This window comes from Amycolatopsis sp. Poz14 (assembly GCF_006704225.1).
In the GTDB taxonomy this organism is placed as follows: Bacteria; Actinomycetota; Actinomycetes; order Mycobacteriales; family Pseudonocardiaceae; genus Amycolatopsis; species Amycolatopsis nivea.
Genome location: NZ_JACLHD010000001.1, coordinates 2,003,837 through 2,020,147 on the forward strand (window position 1 = coordinate 2,003,837; position 16,311 = coordinate 2,020,147).

Annotated in this window: 14 protein-coding genes; 5 read left to right on the forward strand and 9 right to left on the reverse strand. The window is 69.8% G+C overall.

Features of this window, described 5'->3' with window-relative positions; genetic code table 11:
* Positions 1 to 7: 7 nt before the first annotated feature.
* Complete coding sequence (locus FKO37_RS09895; protein ID WP_199817900.1) at positions 8 to 682, reverse strand: hemolysin III family protein; 675 nt, start codon at positions 680 to 682, stop codon at positions 8 to 10.
* Positions 683 to 787: 105 nt separating this feature from the next.
* On the opposite strand from FKO37_RS09895, the gene FKO37_RS09900 reads away from it, so the two are divergent.
* Entirely contained in the window at positions 788 to 1,546 is a 759-nt protein-coding gene (locus FKO37_RS09900; protein WP_037816707.1) for an isoprenyl transferase, read from the forward strand.
* Between the two features lie 105 nt (positions 1,547 to 1,651).
* On the opposite strand, the gene FKO37_RS09905 is transcribed toward FKO37_RS09900, so the two are convergent.
* A complete protein-coding gene (locus FKO37_RS09905) occupies positions 1,652 to 1,900 on the reverse strand; it encodes a hypothetical protein (protein WP_037367894.1) in 249 nt (82 codons plus the stop codon).
* 735 nt (positions 1,901 to 2,635) lie between these two features.
* Between FKO37_RS09905 and FKO37_RS09910 the strand changes: the two genes are divergently transcribed.
* Complete coding sequence (locus FKO37_RS09910) at positions 2,636 to 3,922, forward strand: PhoH family protein (protein ID WP_107051135.1); 1,287 nt, start codon at positions 2,636 to 2,638, stop codon at positions 3,920 to 3,922.
* A 58-nt stretch (positions 3,923 to 3,980) separates the two neighbouring features.
* Here the strand turns inward: FKO37_RS09910 and FKO37_RS09915 are convergent, their stop codons facing one another.
* The gene (locus tag FKO37_RS09915; RefSeq protein ID WP_037816703.1) at positions 3,981 to 5,420 is read right to left on the reverse strand and encodes a GuaB1 family IMP dehydrogenase-related protein; all 1,440 of its coding nucleotides are present in this window, start codon (positions 5,418 to 5,420) and stop codon (positions 3,981 to 3,983) included.
* Between the two features lie 67 nt (positions 5,421 to 5,487).
* On the opposite strand from FKO37_RS09915, the gene FKO37_RS09920 reads away from it, so the two are divergent.
* Positions 5,488 to 5,955 (forward strand): DUF309 domain-containing protein, encoded by a 468-nt coding sequence (locus tag FKO37_RS09920; protein WP_037816701.1) that lies wholly within the window; start codon positions 5,488 to 5,490, stop codon positions 5,953 to 5,955.
* 469 nt (positions 5,956 to 6,424) lie between these two features.
* Here FKO37_RS09920 and FKO37_RS09925 read toward each other — a convergent pair whose 3' ends face one another.
* Positions 6,425 to 7,048: an MBL fold metallo-hydrolase gene (locus FKO37_RS09925; protein WP_037816697.1), complete on the reverse strand. Its 624-nt coding sequence runs from the start codon at positions 7,046 to 7,048 to the stop codon at positions 6,425 to 6,427.
* A gap of 94 nt (positions 7,049 to 7,142) precedes the next feature.
* On the opposite strand from FKO37_RS09925, the gene FKO37_RS09930 reads away from it, so the two are divergent.
* Complete coding sequence (locus FKO37_RS09930) at positions 7,143 to 8,363, forward strand: NADH:flavin oxidoreductase/NADH oxidase family protein (RefSeq protein WP_037816694.1); 1,221 nt, start codon at positions 7,143 to 7,145, stop codon at positions 8,361 to 8,363.
* Here the strand turns inward: FKO37_RS09930 and FKO37_RS09935 are convergent.
* From FKO37_RS09935 to FKO37_RS09955, 5 genes are all read right to left on the reverse strand, one after another.
* A complete protein-coding gene (locus tag FKO37_RS09935) occupies positions 8,323 to 8,970 on the reverse strand; it encodes a Pr6Pr family membrane protein (RefSeq protein WP_037816692.1) in 648 nt (215 codons plus the stop codon). The genes FKO37_RS09930 and FKO37_RS09935 overlap by 41 nt on opposite strands.
* 116 nt (positions 8,971 to 9,086) lie before the next feature.
* Positions 9,087 to 10,391: a S8 family serine peptidase gene (locus FKO37_RS09940; RefSeq protein WP_238604301.1), complete on the reverse strand. Its 1,305-nt coding sequence runs from the start codon at positions 10,389 to 10,391 to the stop codon at positions 9,087 to 9,089.
* Positions 10,392 to 10,548: 157 nt separating this feature from the next.
* Positions 10,549 to 12,120: an ATP-dependent DNA ligase gene (locus FKO37_RS09945; RefSeq protein ID WP_051729222.1), complete on the reverse strand. Its 1,572-nt coding sequence runs from the start codon at positions 12,118 to 12,120 to the stop codon at positions 10,549 to 10,551.
* A 69-nt stretch (positions 12,121 to 12,189) separates the two neighbouring features.
* Complete coding sequence (locus FKO37_RS47525) at positions 12,190 to 13,869, reverse strand: PstS family phosphate ABC transporter substrate-binding protein (protein ID WP_238604302.1); 1,680 nt, start codon at positions 13,867 to 13,869, stop codon at positions 12,190 to 12,192.
* Positions 13,870 to 13,960: 91 nt separating this feature from the next.
* Positions 13,961 to 15,322 carry a PLP-dependent aminotransferase family protein gene (locus tag FKO37_RS09955; RefSeq protein ID WP_238604303.1) on the reverse strand — a complete coding sequence of 454 codons (1,362 nt, stop codon included), beginning with the start codon at positions 15,320 to 15,322 and terminating at the stop codon, positions 13,961 to 13,963.
* A gap of 88 nt (positions 15,323 to 15,410) precedes the next feature.
* On the opposite strand from FKO37_RS09955, the gene FKO37_RS09960 reads away from it, so the two are divergent.
* Positions 15,411 to 16,310 carry a DMT family transporter gene (locus FKO37_RS09960; RefSeq protein ID WP_238604304.1) on the forward strand — a complete coding sequence of 300 codons (900 nt, stop codon included), beginning with the start codon at positions 15,411 to 15,413 and terminating at the stop codon, positions 16,308 to 16,310.
* Position 16,311: the final 1 nt, after the last annotated feature.

A 16,311-nucleotide genomic window follows, 5' to 3' on the forward strand; every position in this document is an offset into this window, starting at 1 on the left:
ACCGGAGCTACGAGTACATCGCCAACCAGATCGCAATATAGTGAGACACCGCAGCCAACACCGTGCACGCGTGGAAGAACTCGTGGTACCCGAACGTCTCCGGCCAATGATTCGGCCACTTCACCGCGTAAAAAACCGCCCCCACGGTGTAAAACAGCCCACCCACGCAAAGCAGCACCAAAGCCGCAACTCCGGCATGGCTCAGCAGCTCCGGCAGCACGAACACCGCGACCCACCCGAGCGCGATGTAGATCGGCACCCCGAGCCAGCGCGGTGCGTGCGGCCACAGCATCTTCATCGCCACACCCAGGATCGCGCCGCCCCAGACGATGCCCAGGACGATGTATCCCGTTGGCTTCGACATGGCCAGCAGGGTGAACGGCGTGTACGTGCCGGCGATGAAGAGGAAGATCATCGAGTGGTCGGCGCGCTTCATCCACTTGTACGCGCGCGGGCTCCACAGCCTGCGGTGATACAGCGCGCTCACGCCGAAAACGCCCAGCACGGTGAGGCCGTACACGGACGTCGCCAGTGCGGCGACCGGCGAGACCGTCGACGCGGCGAGGCTGATCAGCGTGGCGGCCGCGGCGACGGCGCCGAAGAACGACCAGAAGTGGATGTGGCCGCGCAGCCGAGGCCGGGTGTCCTCGGGCACGGGCGGGGGCTCGATCGTCACGCTCACCTCGCCAAGGCTACGGGACCGTAGGTTTTTCGCCAGCCCCCGTGGCGCGTCACACCCTTGCTCCAGGGGTGCGTACGCTCGGGCGACGTGAGCCTCCGGTCCTTCATGTCCGACGTTGTCTACAGCATCTACAGCCGCCGTCTGATCCAGCAGTCGGCAGGCCGTCATCCGCGGCATATCGCGATCATGCTCGACGGCAATCGCCGCTGGGCTCGCGAGGCCGGGTTCACCGACGTGGCCGACGGGCACCGCGCCGGGGCCAAGAAGATCGCCGACTTCCTCAGCTGGTGCCAGGAGGCCGAGGTCGAGGTCGTGACGATGTGGCTGCTCTCCACCGACAACCTCAACCGCGATCCGGACGAGCTCACGCCGCTGCTGAAAATCATCACCGACGTCACCGACGAGCTCGCCGGGGCCGAGGCGCCGTGGCGGCTGCGCATCGTCGGCGCGCTCGATCTGCTGCCGCTCGAGGTGGCGCAGAAGCTCACCGCCGCCGTGGCGCGGACCGAGAACCACTCGGGCATGGAGGTGAACATCGCGGTCGGCTACGGAGGGCGGCAGGAGATCGCCGACGCGGTCCGCAAGCTTCTCCTGCAGCACGCCGACGAGGGTACTTCGATTCGCGAACTCGCGAAAATCCTCGACGTCGACCACATCTCGGAACATCTGTACACGTCAGGCCAACCGGATCCGGATCTGATTATCCGAACATCCGGTGAACAGCGGCTTTCCGGATTTCTGCTCTGGCAGTCCGCGCATTCGGAATTCTGGTTCACCGAGGCTTACTGGCCGGCATTCCGGCGGGTCGACTTTCTCCGCGCGATGCGCGACTACGCCTGGCGGCACCGCCGGTTCGGGGCCTGACGCGGCGAACCGGCCCGGCGGACCCACCCAGCCGGGCCGGTCGACCCGGCCGCTAACGCCGCGAAGGCCCCGGAGCCGGGCTCCGGGGCCTTCGCGCAAGACGGCTCAGCCGTGGTGGTGCTCCATCGAGTGGGCCACCAGCGCCGGGGTCAGCGCGATGCCGGTGTAGGCACCCGCGACCAGCGAAGCGGCACCGTAGCCCAGCGCGCCGCCGCCCTCGATGAAGGTGGCGTAGGCGTCGCCGAACGTCGGGTCCGGAGCGCCCTGGGTGGCGGCCGGGGAGGCGAACGCCGTCCCGCCGATCATCATCAGGCCCGCGGCCGCACCGGCGACAATTCCAGCCTTCTTCAGCACTTCGCACACTCCTAGGTAGAGATACTGGGATTCGGGGCACCGGAGTGTTCCGGTGGTGTGTCCCGCAGTAAGGAAATTACCCCCGAATGGCCTCTAGCGAATGGTGCGTACGCCCATTGTGTGAGCGCTGGAAGGCCCAGTTCACTCGGTACGGTTCAGTGTCCAGGACGCGAAATGCATTCCGGTCTTGCCCGTGGTACAAGGCCCTTTACCTGGGAATTGCCTGCACTCGGTGATTAATTTTCCATGATCATCCATCTGTGCGACCCCCTGATCGCCGGACCCCGTGACGCTGAGTGAGCGCTGTGGACACTCTGTTTCGGGCGACCGACGGTGGGATGACGAATCGGCGAATCACCTGTGTGGCTGCCTGCACGACGGGGCGGACGTAGGTACCTTCCGGAATAGAGAGTTCGCGTTCCGTGCGGATTCTCGCGGGAGGCCCTGGTCGTGGCGTTGATCGAGGGGGCGGCTCAGCCGCCCACGAGATGCACGAGGGGGCCGGCACCCGGCCCTCGTGGCCGTGCCGCCTGACGCAGCCAGCGTCAGGGAGTGCGGACCCAGCCAGGGAGGTGCCCGGCCCAGCGAGTGCGGGCGTGGGGTGCACACGCCCTCGAGGGAGATGCCGTCGTGACTGCGCAGCGTTCACCCCGCAAGGCCTCAGGCCGTTCTTCGACCGGTGCTCAAGCGCCGGAGAAAGCCTCGATCTCGCCCGAATCCCCACGCATCACTTATGTGCTCGACACGTCGGTGCTGCTCTCCGACCCGTGGGCGGTCACCCGGTTCGCCGAACACGCGGTGGTGCTCCCGCTGGTCGTCATCAGCGAACTGGAGGCCAAGCGCCACCACTCCGAACTCGGCTGGTTCGCCAGGGAATCCCTCCGGCTGCTGGACGACCTCCGGCTCAAGCACGGCAGGCTCGACGCCCCGATCCCGATCGGCGACCAGGGCGGCACCCTGCAGGTGGAGCTGAACCACACCGATCCGTCCGTCCTCCCGGTGGGCTTCCGCACCGACTCGAACGACCACCGCATCCTCGCGTGCGCGCTCAACCTCGCGACGGAGCAGCCGGCGGTCGTCCTGGTGACGAAGGACATCCCGCTGCGGGTCAAGGCGGGCGCGGTCGGGCTCACCGCGGACGAGTACCGGGCGCAGGAGGTCACGCCGTCGGGCTGGACGGGCATGGCGGACGTGGACGCGCCGCAGGAGCTGATCGACGCGCTCTTCTCGGGCGGTTCGGCGGATCCGGCGGAGTTCGGTCTCGGCGAGGTGGGCGAACTGCCGTGCCACACCGGGTTGCGGCTGCTCGCGGGCAGTTCGAGCGCGCTCGGCCGGGTCACGGCGGACAAGCGGGTGCGGCTGGTGCGCGGCGACCGCGAGGCGTTCGGCCTGCACGGCCGCTCGGCTGAGCAGCGGGTGGCGCTCGACCTGCTGCTGGACTCCGACGTCGGCATCGTCTCGCTCGGCGGGCGCGCGGGCACCGGCAAGTCGGCGCTGGCGCTGTGCGCGGGCCTGGAAGCGGTGATGGAACGCCAGCAGCACCGCAAGGTCGTGGTGTTCCGCCCGGTCTACGCGGTCGGCGGCCAGGATCTCGGCTACCTGCCCGGGTCCGAGAGCGAGAAAATGCAGCCGTGGGCGCAGGCGGTGTTCGACACGCTCGGCGCGCTGGTCAGCCAGGATGTGCTGGACGAGGTCTTCGACCGCGGCATGCTCGAGGTGCTGCCGCTGACGCACATCCGGGGCCGCTCGCTGCACGACACGTTCGTGATCGTGGACGAGGCGCAGTCGCTGGAGCGCAACGTGCTGCTGACCGTACTGTCTCGGCTCGGCTCGGCGTCGCGGGTGGTGCTCACGCACGACGTCGCCCAGCGGGACAACCTGCGCGTCGGCAGGCACGACGGCGTCTCTGCGGTGATTGAGAAGCTGAAGGGACACCCGCTGTTCGCGCATGTGACCCTGACCCGCTCGGAGCGCTCGCCGATCGCGGCGCTGGTGACCGAGATGCTGGAGGACCACGGCTGACCTAGGACCGGAAAAGGCCCCTCGAGGACGTTCCTCGAGGGGCCTTTTCCAGGACTGCTTACCAGCCGGAAGGCAGCGGGCGTCCCTCGGCGAAACCGGCCGCCGACTGCACGCCCAGCACCGCGCGCTCGTGGAACTCTTCGATCGTGCGCGCGCCCGCGTACGTGCAGGACGAGCGGACGCCCGAGCAGATCGAGTCGATCAGGTCTTCGACGCCGGGCCGGTTCGGGTCCAGCGCCATCCGCGACGTGGAGATGCCCTCCTCGAACAGCGCCTTGCGCGCGCGGTCGAAGACGTTGTCCGTGCGCGTCCGGGCTCCGACGGCGCGCTTCGACGCCATCCCGAACGACTCCTTGTACGGACGGCCCTGCTCGTCGTAGCGCAGGTCGCCGGGGGATTCGTGGGTGCCGGCGAACCACGAGCCGACCATCGCCGCCGACGCGCCCGCGGCCAGTGCCAGCGCGACGTCGCGCGGGTGCCGCACGCCGCCGTCGGCCCAGACGTGTTTGCCCAGTTCACGGGCGGCAGCGGCGCATTCCGCGACTGCCGAGAACTGCGGGCGGCCGACGCCGGTCATCATCCGCGTGGTGCACATCGCGCCGGGGCCGACGCCGACCTTGATGACGTCCGCGCCCGCGTGGATGAGGTCGCGGGTGCCTTCGGCGGTCACGACGTTGCCCGCTACGACCGGCACCTTCGGCGACACCGAACGAACCGCCTTGAGCGCGGCGATCATCTTTTCCTGATGCCCGTGCGCCGTGTCGACGACCAGCGTGTCGACGCCCGCCGCCAGCACCGCTTCGGCCTTCGCCGCGACGTCGCCGTTCACACCGACCGCGGCGGCGACGCGCAGCTTCCCGTCGGCGTCGGCGGCCGGGGTGTAGATCTCCGAACGCAGCGCGCCCACCGCGGTCAGGACACCGGCGAGGCGACCCTCGGCGTCGAGACCGAGCGCGAGCCGTCCGCCGTGGCTGTGCAGGAGTTCGAAAACCTCGCGCGGCGGCGTGTCCAGCGGCACGGCGACGACAGCGGGCTCGGCGACGTCGGCCAGCCGCGCGAAGCGGTCGACACCGGCGCAGGCGGCCTCGTCCACGACTCCGACCGGCTTGCCGTCGCCGTCGACGATGACGACCGCGCCGTGTGCTCGTTTGTGCACGAGGTTGAGGGCATCGGCCACCGCGTCGCCGCCGGTGAGGACCAGCGGCGTGTCCCAGACGGCGTGTCGGGACTTCACCCAGGAGACGATTTCGGCCACCGCGGCCGTGTCGACGTCCTGCGGAAGCACGACGAGCCCGCCGCGGCGAGCGACGGTCTCGGCCATCCGCCGCCCGGCGACGGCCGTCATGTTGGCCACCACCAAGGGGATCGTCGCGCCAGTGCCGTCCACAGTGGACAAGTCGACGCCGAAGCGGGATTCCACGTCCGAACGGTTCGGCAGCAGGAACACGTCGTCGTAGGTCAGGTCGTGAGCGGGCACGTGCCCATCCAGAAAGCGCACGAGTCACCAGGCTACGTGGCTTGCGCGCGGGACGCTAACCCGGCGTGGCCCGTGGGACAATGGCGAGGTGGACAGCCGTGATCGCGACGACCAGGGGCGCGCCCGCAACGCCCGCCCTCGGGATGGCCTTGGCCGCCCGTTGCCGTACGGCTCCGACGGCGTGCCGCGCCAGCCGGAAGGCGTGCAGCGAACCCCGGAGGAGACCCTGGCGGAGGCACAGGACCTGCTGGACGCCGGCCGCCCGTTCCACGCCCACGAGGTCTTCGAGGACGCGTGGAAGACGACGGACGGCCCGGAACGCGAACTGTGGCGCGGCCTGGCCCAGCTGGCGGTGGGGCTGACACACGCGTTGCGGGGGAACGGGAACGGGGCGGTAGCGTTGCTGGAGCGGGGTGCGGAGAGCATCGCGCCGTTCGCCGAGGTACCGCCGCACGGGATCGATGTGGCCGGGCTGCGGCGGTGGGCGCAAGCGCTTGCGGCGGAGGCTCGGGAGCGGGCTCGGGTGGAGCCGGAGGTTCCTCGGCTGGCTCCGTAGGCGGGTTGCTTCGGGGGCTGATCGGGCTGGTTTGCCTGCGCTGAGGGTTTCGCTGCGGTATCTGGGCGCTCGGATTGTGCGGCGGGCTTTGGTGCGGTTCCGCGCGACGGCAGGCCGGGCGGTCGCGCGGGCTTTGTCCGACTCAGCGCGGCTGCGGTCGAGGTCGAGCGAGTATGTCGTGCAGCGCGAGCGGTAACGCGCGCTTTGGTGCGGCGGTGTGGTTCGGCGCGGCTGCCGGCCGAGGTCGGGCGGCTACGTGGCGCGGCTCAAGCGGCGACGCGGGCTGATCCGGTAGCAGGCAGCGGCCGGTCGTGAGCTGGACGGTTCGGCGGGCGCGGTTCTGTGAGGCGGCACCGCGCGCAGATCCAGGGTAGACAGGCTGGCTGGGCGCAAACGCTTCCGCCAGCCGATCTCGTAACTCGCCGGGCAGGGCGACAGCCATGCCGCCCCGCCCGGCGAGACAGGGTGGTCAGGCGGCGGGCCAGTCGGCCGATCCCGCTTTTTCCTTGCCGATGGTCGTCGCTTCGCCGTGGCCGGTGCGGACGATCGTCGCGTCGGGGAGGGGGAAGAGGCGGTCTCGGATGGACTTCACGATGGTCGGGTAGTCGGAGTACGAGCGGCCGGTCGCGCCGGGGCCGCCGTTGAACAGGGTGTCTCCGGTGAAGAGGACTTCCAGGTCGGGGCTGTGCAGGCAGATCGCGCCGGGGGCGTGGCCGGGCGTGTGCAGCACGGTGAGGTCGGTGCCCGCGACGGTGATGACCTGTCCGTCGGCCAGGTCGCCGTCCGGGGCGCGGTCCGGGTGGGTCAGGTCCCAGACGACGCGGTCGGCCGGGTGCAGCAGGATCGGGGCGCCGGTGCGGTCGGCCAGCGCGGGGGCGGCGTTGACGTGGTCGTTGTGCGCGTGGGTGCAGACAATCGCGCGGACTGTGCGTTCTCCGACTACGTCCGCGATGGAGTCCGCGTCGTGCGCGGCGTCGATCACGATCACCTCGGAGCCGTCGCCGACTATCCAGACGTTGTTGTCCACGTCCCAGCTGCCGCCGTCGAGCTCGAACACGCCCGACGTGACCAGGTTCTGCACTATGGCCGTCATGCCGCAGACCCTAGTGGCCCGCGAGGCATACCGCCGGTACCTACTTTCGAGTATCCTTACTCGCGGTAAGTTAGCCGCGACGACGGGACTGCTCATGACCGACCCCCGGGATCTGCTCGCCGAACCGCTCAAACTGCACTGCGGGGCCGTGCTGCCGCATCGGATCGCGAAGTCCGCGCTCAGCGAGCAGCTCGGCGACCGTCGCAACGCGCCTTCGGCCGAGCTCGCGCAGCTGTACCGGACCTGGGCGCGCGGGGGCGCGGGTCTGCTGGTGACCGGCAATGTGATGGTCGATCCCACCGCGCTCGGCGAACCGCGCAACGTCGCGGTGCCCGCCGAACCCGACCCGGCGGCGTACCGGTCGTGGGCGCGGGCCGTCGACGGCACGGACGCGCAATTGTGGGTGCAGCTCAACCATCCCGGACGGCAGAGCCCGCGGTATTTGTCTCGCCAGCCGGTCGCGCCGTCGGCGGTGCCGTTCGGTGGCCGAGGCGTGCGGACGGCGTTCGCCGCGCCGCGGGCGTTGACCGGGGACGAGATCGAAGCGGTGGTGGCGAGGTTCGCGGTGTCGGCGCGGACGTTCGTCGACGCCGGGTTCGCCGGGATCCAGATTCACGGCGCGCACGGGTACCTGATTTCGCAGTTCCTGTCGCCGTTGGTGAACCGTCGCGACGACGAATGGGGGCGCGACCGCAGCCGGTTCCTGCTTGAGGTGGTGCGTGCGGTCCGGGACGCGGTGGGGGATCGCGTGCCGGTTTCGGTGAAGCTCAACAGCGCCGACTTCCAGCGCGGCGGCTTCGACGAGGACGAGTCGTTGCAGGTGGTCCGGGCGCTGGGCGAGGCCGGGATCGATCTGTTGGAGATTTCCGGCGGCACCTACGAGCGGGCCGTGATGATGGGGTCCGGCCGGGCGAGCACGCAGCGGCGGGAAGCATATTTCCTGGACTACGCGGCGAAAGCCCGCCAGATCAGCGACGTCGCGCTGATGGTCACCGGCGGGTTCACCACGGCGGCGGGCATGGCGGAGGCGCTGGAATCCGGTGCGCTGGACGTGATCGGGATCGGCCGTCCGTTCACTGTGGACCCCGGCTTGCCGGGCCGGTTGCTCGCGGGCGAGGACGTGCGGGCCGAACGCCGTTGCCCGCGCACGGGAATCCGGCTCGCCGACAGCCTGCTCGAGATCCAGTGGCACACCCAGCAGATGCACCGCGTCGCCGCGGGCAAGCCGGTGGACCTGAAGCGCGGCGCGTTGCGAGCGTTCGCCCAGGCCGGGCTCAGCGATCCGCTGAACGCGTTTCGGCGGGTCCGCGCCTGAGCCGCGGGTCGGCGGCCCGGGCACCGCTGGCGAGTGCGATGAAGAAGACGCCGATGAGCAGGCAGTTCAGCGCGACCTGCCCGTAGCCGAGGTTGTCGGCGTTGACGAACGGGTACGGGTAGTAGCCGTCGATCGCACCGCGGACGAGCGTGAAAGCCAGCCACACCAAGGGATAGGCGAGCGACCACCAGACGGTGCGCCATGTCAGCACCCGCGGAGCGAAGAGCAGCCAGCCGAGCACGCACAGCACCGGGCTGACGCGGTGCAGCAGGATGTCCGCGGCGAGGCCGAGCCCGTGCAGCTGGTACAGCCCGGCGAGCGCGACCTGGTAGACGACCCCGGTCACCACGATCCCGACCAGCGCGTCGAGCCACAGCACGCGCATCAGCGGCGAGGTGCCGCGTCCGCGGGCGAAAGCCGCGCTGGTGACGAGGACGAGGACGTTCGAGATGATCGTGAAATAGGTGAACAGGTTCGCGACTCGTCCGCCGAAGCTGACGTACCGTCCCTGCGGCGGCACCAGCGCGACGATCTGGATCACGAGCGCGGCCACCACGACCACCGCGGTCACCCCGAACCACAGCCGGGCCAACGCTTTCGACGACATACCGCTGACACTACGGCTCCGGAGCGGGTCCGCCCGGCCCGACCCGACCATGTTCGGTCGAGCCGGGGCCGGGCGAACCTGCCCGGATGCCCGCCCGCGGCGCGGGGACTACCGCATCACCGCACCGCCTTCACCAAAGCGGGCACGAAGACCGACGCGTCGATCGTGCCCCAGCCGCTCGCGATGTCGTAGCCCGGACCGGCCTTGAAGCCTTCGACGTCCCACTGGCTGTTGTCGCCCTTGGTGACGTCGACGATCCCGGCCGCGGTGCCCTTCGGACCCAGCTTCGAGTACAGCGCCGGGTTGATCTGGCCCAGCCGCCCGTGGTTGGCCTGCACCGCCAACGCCAGCACGCCGGCGAACAGCGGCGCCGACTGCGACGTGCCCTGGACGCCTTCCATGCTGATGTCCGGGTACGACCGCATCGTGCTGCCGGTGATCTTCTTGACGCGGTTCTGCCAGGACGGCCGCGCGTACGCCTTCGACAGGCCCGCGCCCTCGCTGAACCCGTTGTCCGCGGCGTTGACCAGGTCGTCGGGCTGGGTGCGGACGCCGTTCGCGTCGAGGTGCAGCTGGGTGCCGCCGAGCGCGGTGACGTTCGGGTCGCTGGCGGGCCAGCTCGCCACGCGGTACGGATACCGGCCGGGGCCTTGCAGGTACGCCCCGGTCGGGCCGTCGTCGCCCGACGACGCCACCAGCGTGACGCCCGCCTTGCTCGCCCGCTCCAGCGCCGGGTCGAGGGTCTTGATCGACTCGAACGACGGGAAGTTCTCCTCGGTGGTGCCGAAGCTCATCGAAACCACGTCGGCGATGCGGTGCTCGGTCATGTAGTCGACCGCGTGCATCATTTCCGGCAGGCCGGCGAAGCCCTGCGTCTCGGCGACCGGGGTGGCGGCGACGACGATCTTCGCGCCCGGAGCCATCGCGTGCATCATCGTGACGTCCAGATCGGTTTCGCCGCCCCACGACTGGCAGGTGGCGGTGTCCACCCCGGGATCGGTGCACGCGGGCACCGCACCGGACGGCTGCAGCACCTCGACGTTCGCCGGCGGCAGACCGTGCTGCCGGGAGTACTCGTCCAGCACCTGCTTGACCTTGTCGTCGCCGAACGACACGAGCGTGGCCACGGTGGACCCGGCGCCGGTGATGCCCTGGTTCCACAGCTTCGTGGCGTTGTACGCGCCGCTTTCCTTCGGCAGCTTGGCCATCGCCGCGTTGAGCCGTGCCACCCGCTCGCGCACCGTGGTCGCGCCGACGAACGACTGCGCGGCAGCCGAGAAGTGGTGTCGCGGCGGCTGCTGCGGCGGCGCCGGCGCGGCACTGGCCGGTGCCGCCACCACGGTGGCGGCGAGCGCCACGCCCGCCAGCAGGGTCATCGGCCGCCCGAGTCCCCGGACGGCTGATTTCACCCGGAACGTCATGCTTTTCTCCTATCGACGCAGGCCAGTGCTCCCACTCTCGGGTACGCGGCCACGGGTGCGACATCGACTTTCGTCGGGCGTTTTCCTGAGCACAGCGGGGAAAACTGCCCGATGTCCGTAATGTGCCCACTCATCCGGAGGGCGGGCGCGGCGATCATCATCCGGATGCCTCCTCAGAGCCGGACTGCTCCGCCTGGCTGGCGTCCGTCGCCGGACGGCTACCGCGCAGCAGCCCGCGGACGGTGTCGATGGTGTCGGCCTCGCCGGGATCCTTGTCCGGCCGGTACCGCACCACCCGCGCGAACCGCAGCGCCAGCCCGCCCGGATACCGCGTGCTGACCTGCGCCCCGTCCAGTTCGATCTCGACCACCGTCTCCGGCCGCACGTGGACGGTCCACCGGTCGCGGTGCGTTTCGATCTCCTGGAACCGCTCGGTCTGCCAGGCCAGCAGCTCGTCGGTGAGGCCCTTGAACGTCTTGCCCACCATGATCGGCGGCCCGCCGTCCGGATCGCGCGCGCCGAGGTGCAGGTTCGACAGTTTCCCGGTGCGCCGCCCGTGGCCCCATTCCGCCGCCAGCACCACCAGGTCGATGGTGTGCACCGGTTTCACTTTCAGCCACGCGCGCCCGCGCCGTCCGGCCGCGTAGATCGAATCGAGGTCCTTCACCATCACGCCCTCGTGCCCGGCGTCCATCGCCGCGTCGAGCACCGCCGCCGGCGATTCCGGCCGGACCGAGCCCGGGATCACGTGCTCGCCCGCCACCCGGCGCAGTGCCTCGTTTCGTTCGGACAACGGCGCGTCGAGCAGATCGACCCCGTCCAGATGCAGGCAGTCGAAGAAGTACGGCCGCAGCAGCAACGCCCGCACCTGTTCGTCGCGCGTGCTGCCGAACCGGCTCATCGTTTCCTGGAACGGCCGCGGCCGCCCGTCGTCGGTGAGCGCGAGGGTCTCGCCGTCCAGCACCACCGATTCGCACGGCAGCGCCCGCACCAGCTCGACCAACTCGGCGACGCTGCCGGTGATTTCCCGCAGCGTACGCGTGTACACGTGCACTTCCGCGCCGCGCCGGTGCACCTGGATCCGCGCACCGTCCATTTTGTACTCGACGATCGCGTTCCCGTGCTCCGTCACGGCTTCCTCCAGCGATTCCGCCGGCGACGCGAGCATCGGCCGCACCGGACGGCCCAGCTCCAGCCCGAATTCCGCGAGCGCCGCCGCGCCCCCGGTGAGCGCCGCCTGTCCGGTGACCGGCAGCCGCCCGGACAGCATGAACGCACGCCGCACCTGGTCGACTTCGACCTCGGCCGCCGCCGCGACCGCGTCGACCATCACGCCTTCCAGCGCGCCCTGTCGCAGTTCCCCGGTGACGAGCCGGAACACGAACTCCTGCTCGGCCCTGGTCAGCCGGGAGAACAGCGCGGCGAGCACCTCCGCCCGGCGCTTCACCGAACCCGCGCCCGCCGCGGCCGCGACCTCGGTGAGCGCGACGTCGACCTCCGCCACCGAGACGGCAGGCGCGGCCGCGGGTTCGACGGCGAGGTCGGCGAGCGTGCGCCAGCCTGCGCCGAGCCGGTCCTGTGCGGTCTGCCCGGTGAGATACGCGATCACCGCGGGCAGTTCGCCGGGTTCGGCCGCGCGCAGCACGGCGGCCAGCACGGCGATCTTCGTTTTCCGTGACCGCGTGGCCGCCAGTTCGGCGGAGGCGGTGACGAGGTCGGTGAACAACACCCGGCCATCATCGCCCCCGCCACCGACAAAAACTCCCGCTCCAGCCTCGACTGGGTGAAAAAGAGCTGGTCAGGCATCCGGACGAGTGCAGTACTGGTCCAGCAGCCCCTGTTTTGTCACGCACGGCGTGTACCCTGCGTCCTGCAGTTCCGCCCGCGCCGTGCTGCTGCGCAGGTAGTCGAGGAACTGCTTCAGCAGCGAATCGTTCTCCGGCACGCCCTTGGTGTAGAGGTACTCCACCGTCCAGAAGCGATAGCCGGCGTCGATGCTGGTCACGTCGGGGTAGCGGTCGTCGAGTTTCGCCATCGCGACGCGGCCGCCCGCCGCGGCGATCTTGGCCGCGGGCACGTCCGCGTAGCCGATGGCGCCGGGGGTGTCGCCGACCGCGCGCAGCAGTTCGTCGGTCTTGCCGCGTTCGCAGCGCACCACGGTGGCGTGCGGGTCGCGGGTCGGGGTCCGGCAGTCGTCCGAGGACAGTCCCGGCTCTGCGGCACCCAGCACTTTCTGCTCGAAAGTCTTGCGCGTACCCGATTCCTGCCCGCGCCCGACAACCCGGATCGGGATCGACGGACCCTCGCGCAGTTGCGCCCAGTTGGTGTACTTCCCGTTGAAGATGCCGCGCACCTGCTCATTGCTCAGCCGGTCGACGCCGACGGGGCTGTTCACCACCAGGCTGTACACGAGCACTGCGACCGGTTGCGTGACTAGATCCGGCCCGGCGTCGGAAGCCTTGCCGTCGGAAAGCACTGCCATGCTGTCCTTTTGTTCCGCGGGCAACGGCCCCAGTTCGCGCACCGCGGACACGCTTCCGTCCGCTTGCGTCGTGATCGTCGCGCCAGGACACAGCTTCTGGTACTCGGTCGCGACGCTGTTCATGATGGGCGCGAACGCGCTGGATCCGTGCACCGCGAGGGATCCGTTGCCGCAGCCGGGTTCGGAGCCGCGCGACACGGCGACGAGCAGCATGCTCAGCAACGCGCCGGTCAGCAGCACCCCGATCGCTCCCGTGACCACCGGCCAAGACAGCCAGCGCTGTTTGCGTTCGTCTTTGATCCGCCCGCCGCTGAGCCTTCCAGTGACGTCCAGTTCCTTGGACAACGGCCCGCCGCGCCAGTCGTCCGGCTCGCGCAGCACGACGACGAGTTTGAACTTTTCCCGCCGCTTCAAGGAAAGCTGTTCAAGGCGGACACCGTGCCATTGCGGTGCCGCGGCTGCCGGTGCGTCGGCTTGCCGCAGCAGTGCGGTCAGCCGCTGCGGCAGCAACGCTCGCACGCCGGATAGTCGCGCGGTTCCGTTTTCCGGCGTAGGCTGATCATGAGTGAAGAATTCAAGTCCATTCCGTACCACCTCACGTAACCCGTCCTTGGCGTCGGACACGCGCGCGTCCCACACCACCCGTCTGCCGAAGGTGAACTGCAGCGGGTGTTCCCAGTCGTCCGGACCGATGTCGAAGCTGCCGGTGTTGCGGATGCGGATCACGACCACGCTGAGCGGTTCCAGCAGCTGCACGGTGCGCACGAGTTCCGGATCCGCTTGCACCGCACCGTTGTCCGAGTCGCTGAGCGTCACCGGGTTGAGGCCGATTTTGGAGTTGTAGAGCTCCCGGTAGATCACGCGCCTGCGGCGGATCACGTAGCGGTCGATGATCGGGGCGAGGATGGTCGCGCCCGCGACGACGGCGATGGGCACGATGCCGCGGCTGGACGTGAGCACGTCGGCGAGTGTTCGCACTATTTCCCCGAAGCTCACGGTCGCCTCCCCCTTGCCTGCTCCCGAGAAGGTCAACCCTAAGCGTCAGCAACGGGACCCCTCCCCGGTGCACCAGGTGTTCACCAGCGGTTCAACCGGCCGACGCGATCCGCTCGACAGCGGCGCGGAGCCGGTCCGGCGGGAGCGCGGCGTACCCGAGCACAAGGCCCGGATATCCGACTGAGGTACGGGAATAAGTCGACAAAGCCGGAGCGTGCACGCCTGCCGCGGCGAGTTTTTCCTGCAGCCGCACGTCATCGGTACCGTCGGGCAGCCGGACGACGAGGTGCAGTCCGGCGGCGATTCCGACCGGCTGCCACTGTGGAAGACGCTGGGTCAGGGCTTCGATCAGAGCGTCGCGACGAGCGCGGTACAGCCGTCGAGTGCGGCGCAGATGCCGGTCGTAGCCGCCGGTGGCGATCAGATGCGCGAGCGCGGCTTGCGGGAGCGGCGGGCAGCCGAGGTCGTGCATTTCCTTGACCCGGGCCACGGCGTCGCGCAGCCGTCGCGGCGGAATGAGCCAGCCGATCCGCAGCGCTGGCGCAAGGACTTTGCTGACGCTGCCGATGTACGCGACGTGATCCGGCGCGAGCGCGCGCATCGCGCCCAGGGCGGGACGGTCGTAGCGATGTTCGGCGTCGTAGTCGTCTTCGAGGATGAGCCCGCCGGTTTCCGCCGCCCAGGCAAGCAGTTGCCGACGGCGTTCCGGATGCAACGCGACGCCGAGCGGGAACTGGTGGGCGGCGGTGACCAACACGACGGAGCAGTCTGAAGTGGACAGTGCGTCGACGTCGATGCCCTTGTCGTCGACCGGGATTCCGACCGGGGCCAGCCCATGGTCGTGCAGGAGGTTCGCTTGGCCGTGGTGGCTGGGGTCTTCGACGGCGATGCGCTGGTCTGGCAAGGCGTCGGCCAGCAACGACAACGCTTCCGCGGCTCCGCTGGTGATCACGATGTCATCCGGGTTCGTCGGCAACGCCCGGACGCGGCCGAGGTAGGCGGCAAGTTCCGCGCGCAATGCCGGATGGCCGGTCGGATCGGGGTAGCCGAGACCGAGATCTGGCGTGGCGTTCAGGGCTTCTCGTTCGGCGGCAAGCCATTCGGCCCGCGGGAACGCCGACAAGGCGGGCAGGCCCGGACGCAGGTCGAACTCCCAGGTCGGCGTTTTCGCTGCGCTGACCCGAGGATTCGGCGCGGGACCGTCGATCGGCGCGACGCGAGTGCCTGACCCGTGCTTGCTCAGCAGGTAACCCTCGGCGGTGAGCTGCTCGTACAACGCGGTGACAGTGCCGCGCGCGACCCCGAGCTGGCGCGCGAGATCGCGGCTCGACGGCAGCCGGGTGCCGACCGCCAGCCGCCCAGTGCGGATCGCGTCGCGCAGCGCGGCCTCGACGGCGCGGCCCCGGCGTCCTCCGGTGGCGGCGGGCAGGAGCAACTCCCGGATGGTCTCCACAGCCACGACAGTACGGCCAAGTGGTCCAGTTAGGCCAGTATTGAGTGGTCCTTCTGAATAGACCACTCTCCGCTGAAGACTGAGCGGCGTGAAACGGTCGATGGTGCTTTCAGGGGTGGCCGGCGCGGTGCTGGTCGGCGGATCGGTGCCGGTCACCGGCATGCTGGACGGGTATCCGGTGATCACCGGGCAGGCGTTGCGGTACGCGCTGGGCGGGCTTCTGCTGCTGGGCTGGGCGAAGGTCGCGCGCAGTCCGCTGCCGCGGCCGAAACTGGGCGATCTGCCGACCCTGCTCGGTCTCGCCGCGACCGGGATGATCGGGTTCCAGGCCTGTCTGCTGCTGGCGCAGCGCTACGCGGAACCCAGTGCGGTGGCGGCGTTTCTCGGGGCCAGCCCGCTCGTGCTGGCGTTGATCGCGCCGATGCTCGACGGCCGTCGTCCGTCGGCCGCACCCGTAGTCGGGTCGGTACTGGCCGGGCTCGGCATCGTGGTGCTGTCCGGCGGTGGATCCGCTTCCGCGCCAGGGCTGTTGCTGGCTGCGCTGGCGATGTTGTGCGAGGCGTCGTTCACCCTGCTCGCGGTGGGATTGCTGCGCCGGCTCGGGCCGTTGGCGACCTCGACCTGGGGCTGTTTCACCGCTGCGGCAAGCGGTTCCGTGGTCGGTACGGTGGTCGATCCGGCCGGAGCCTGGCGGTGGCCGAACGGGCGTGAACTCGTCGCGTTGCTGTTGCTGGCCGTCGTGGTGACCGCGGTGGCTTTCGTGCTCTGGTACAGCTGCGTCGTCGAGTTGGGCGCGGACCGGGCGGGGGTGCTGATCGGGCTGATGCCGGTGTCCGGATTGGCCGTGGCGGTGTTGATCGGGGCGCAACAGTTCGAGCTCAAGGACCTGGCCGGGGTCACCCTGGTCGCCGCGGGAGTCGCATGTGGACTGTGGAAACGCGAAGCGGCTCGCCCGGAATTGTCCGAGCGAGCCGCTACGATCGGCTAAC

Coding starts and splice junctions, on each gene's coding strand:
- FKO37_RS09930 (WP_037816694.1), top strand. CDS start 7,143: ATGACCGACCCCCGGGATCTGCTCGCCGAACCGCTCAAACTGCACTGC.
- FKO37_RS09935 (WP_037816692.1), bottom strand. CDS start 8,970: ATGTCGTCGAAAGCGTTGGCCCGGCTGTGGTTCGGGGTGACCGCGGTG.
- FKO37_RS09940 (WP_238604301.1), bottom strand. CDS start 10,391: ATGACGTTCCGGGTGAAATCAGCCGTCCGGGGACTCGGGCGGCCGATG.
- FKO37_RS09900 (WP_037816707.1), top strand. CDS start 788: ATGTCCGACGTTGTCTACAGCATCTACAGCCGCCGTCTGATCCAGCAG.
- FKO37_RS09925 (WP_037816697.1), bottom strand. CDS start 7,048: ATGACGGCCATAGTGCAGAACCTGGTCACGTCGGGCGTGTTCGAGCTC.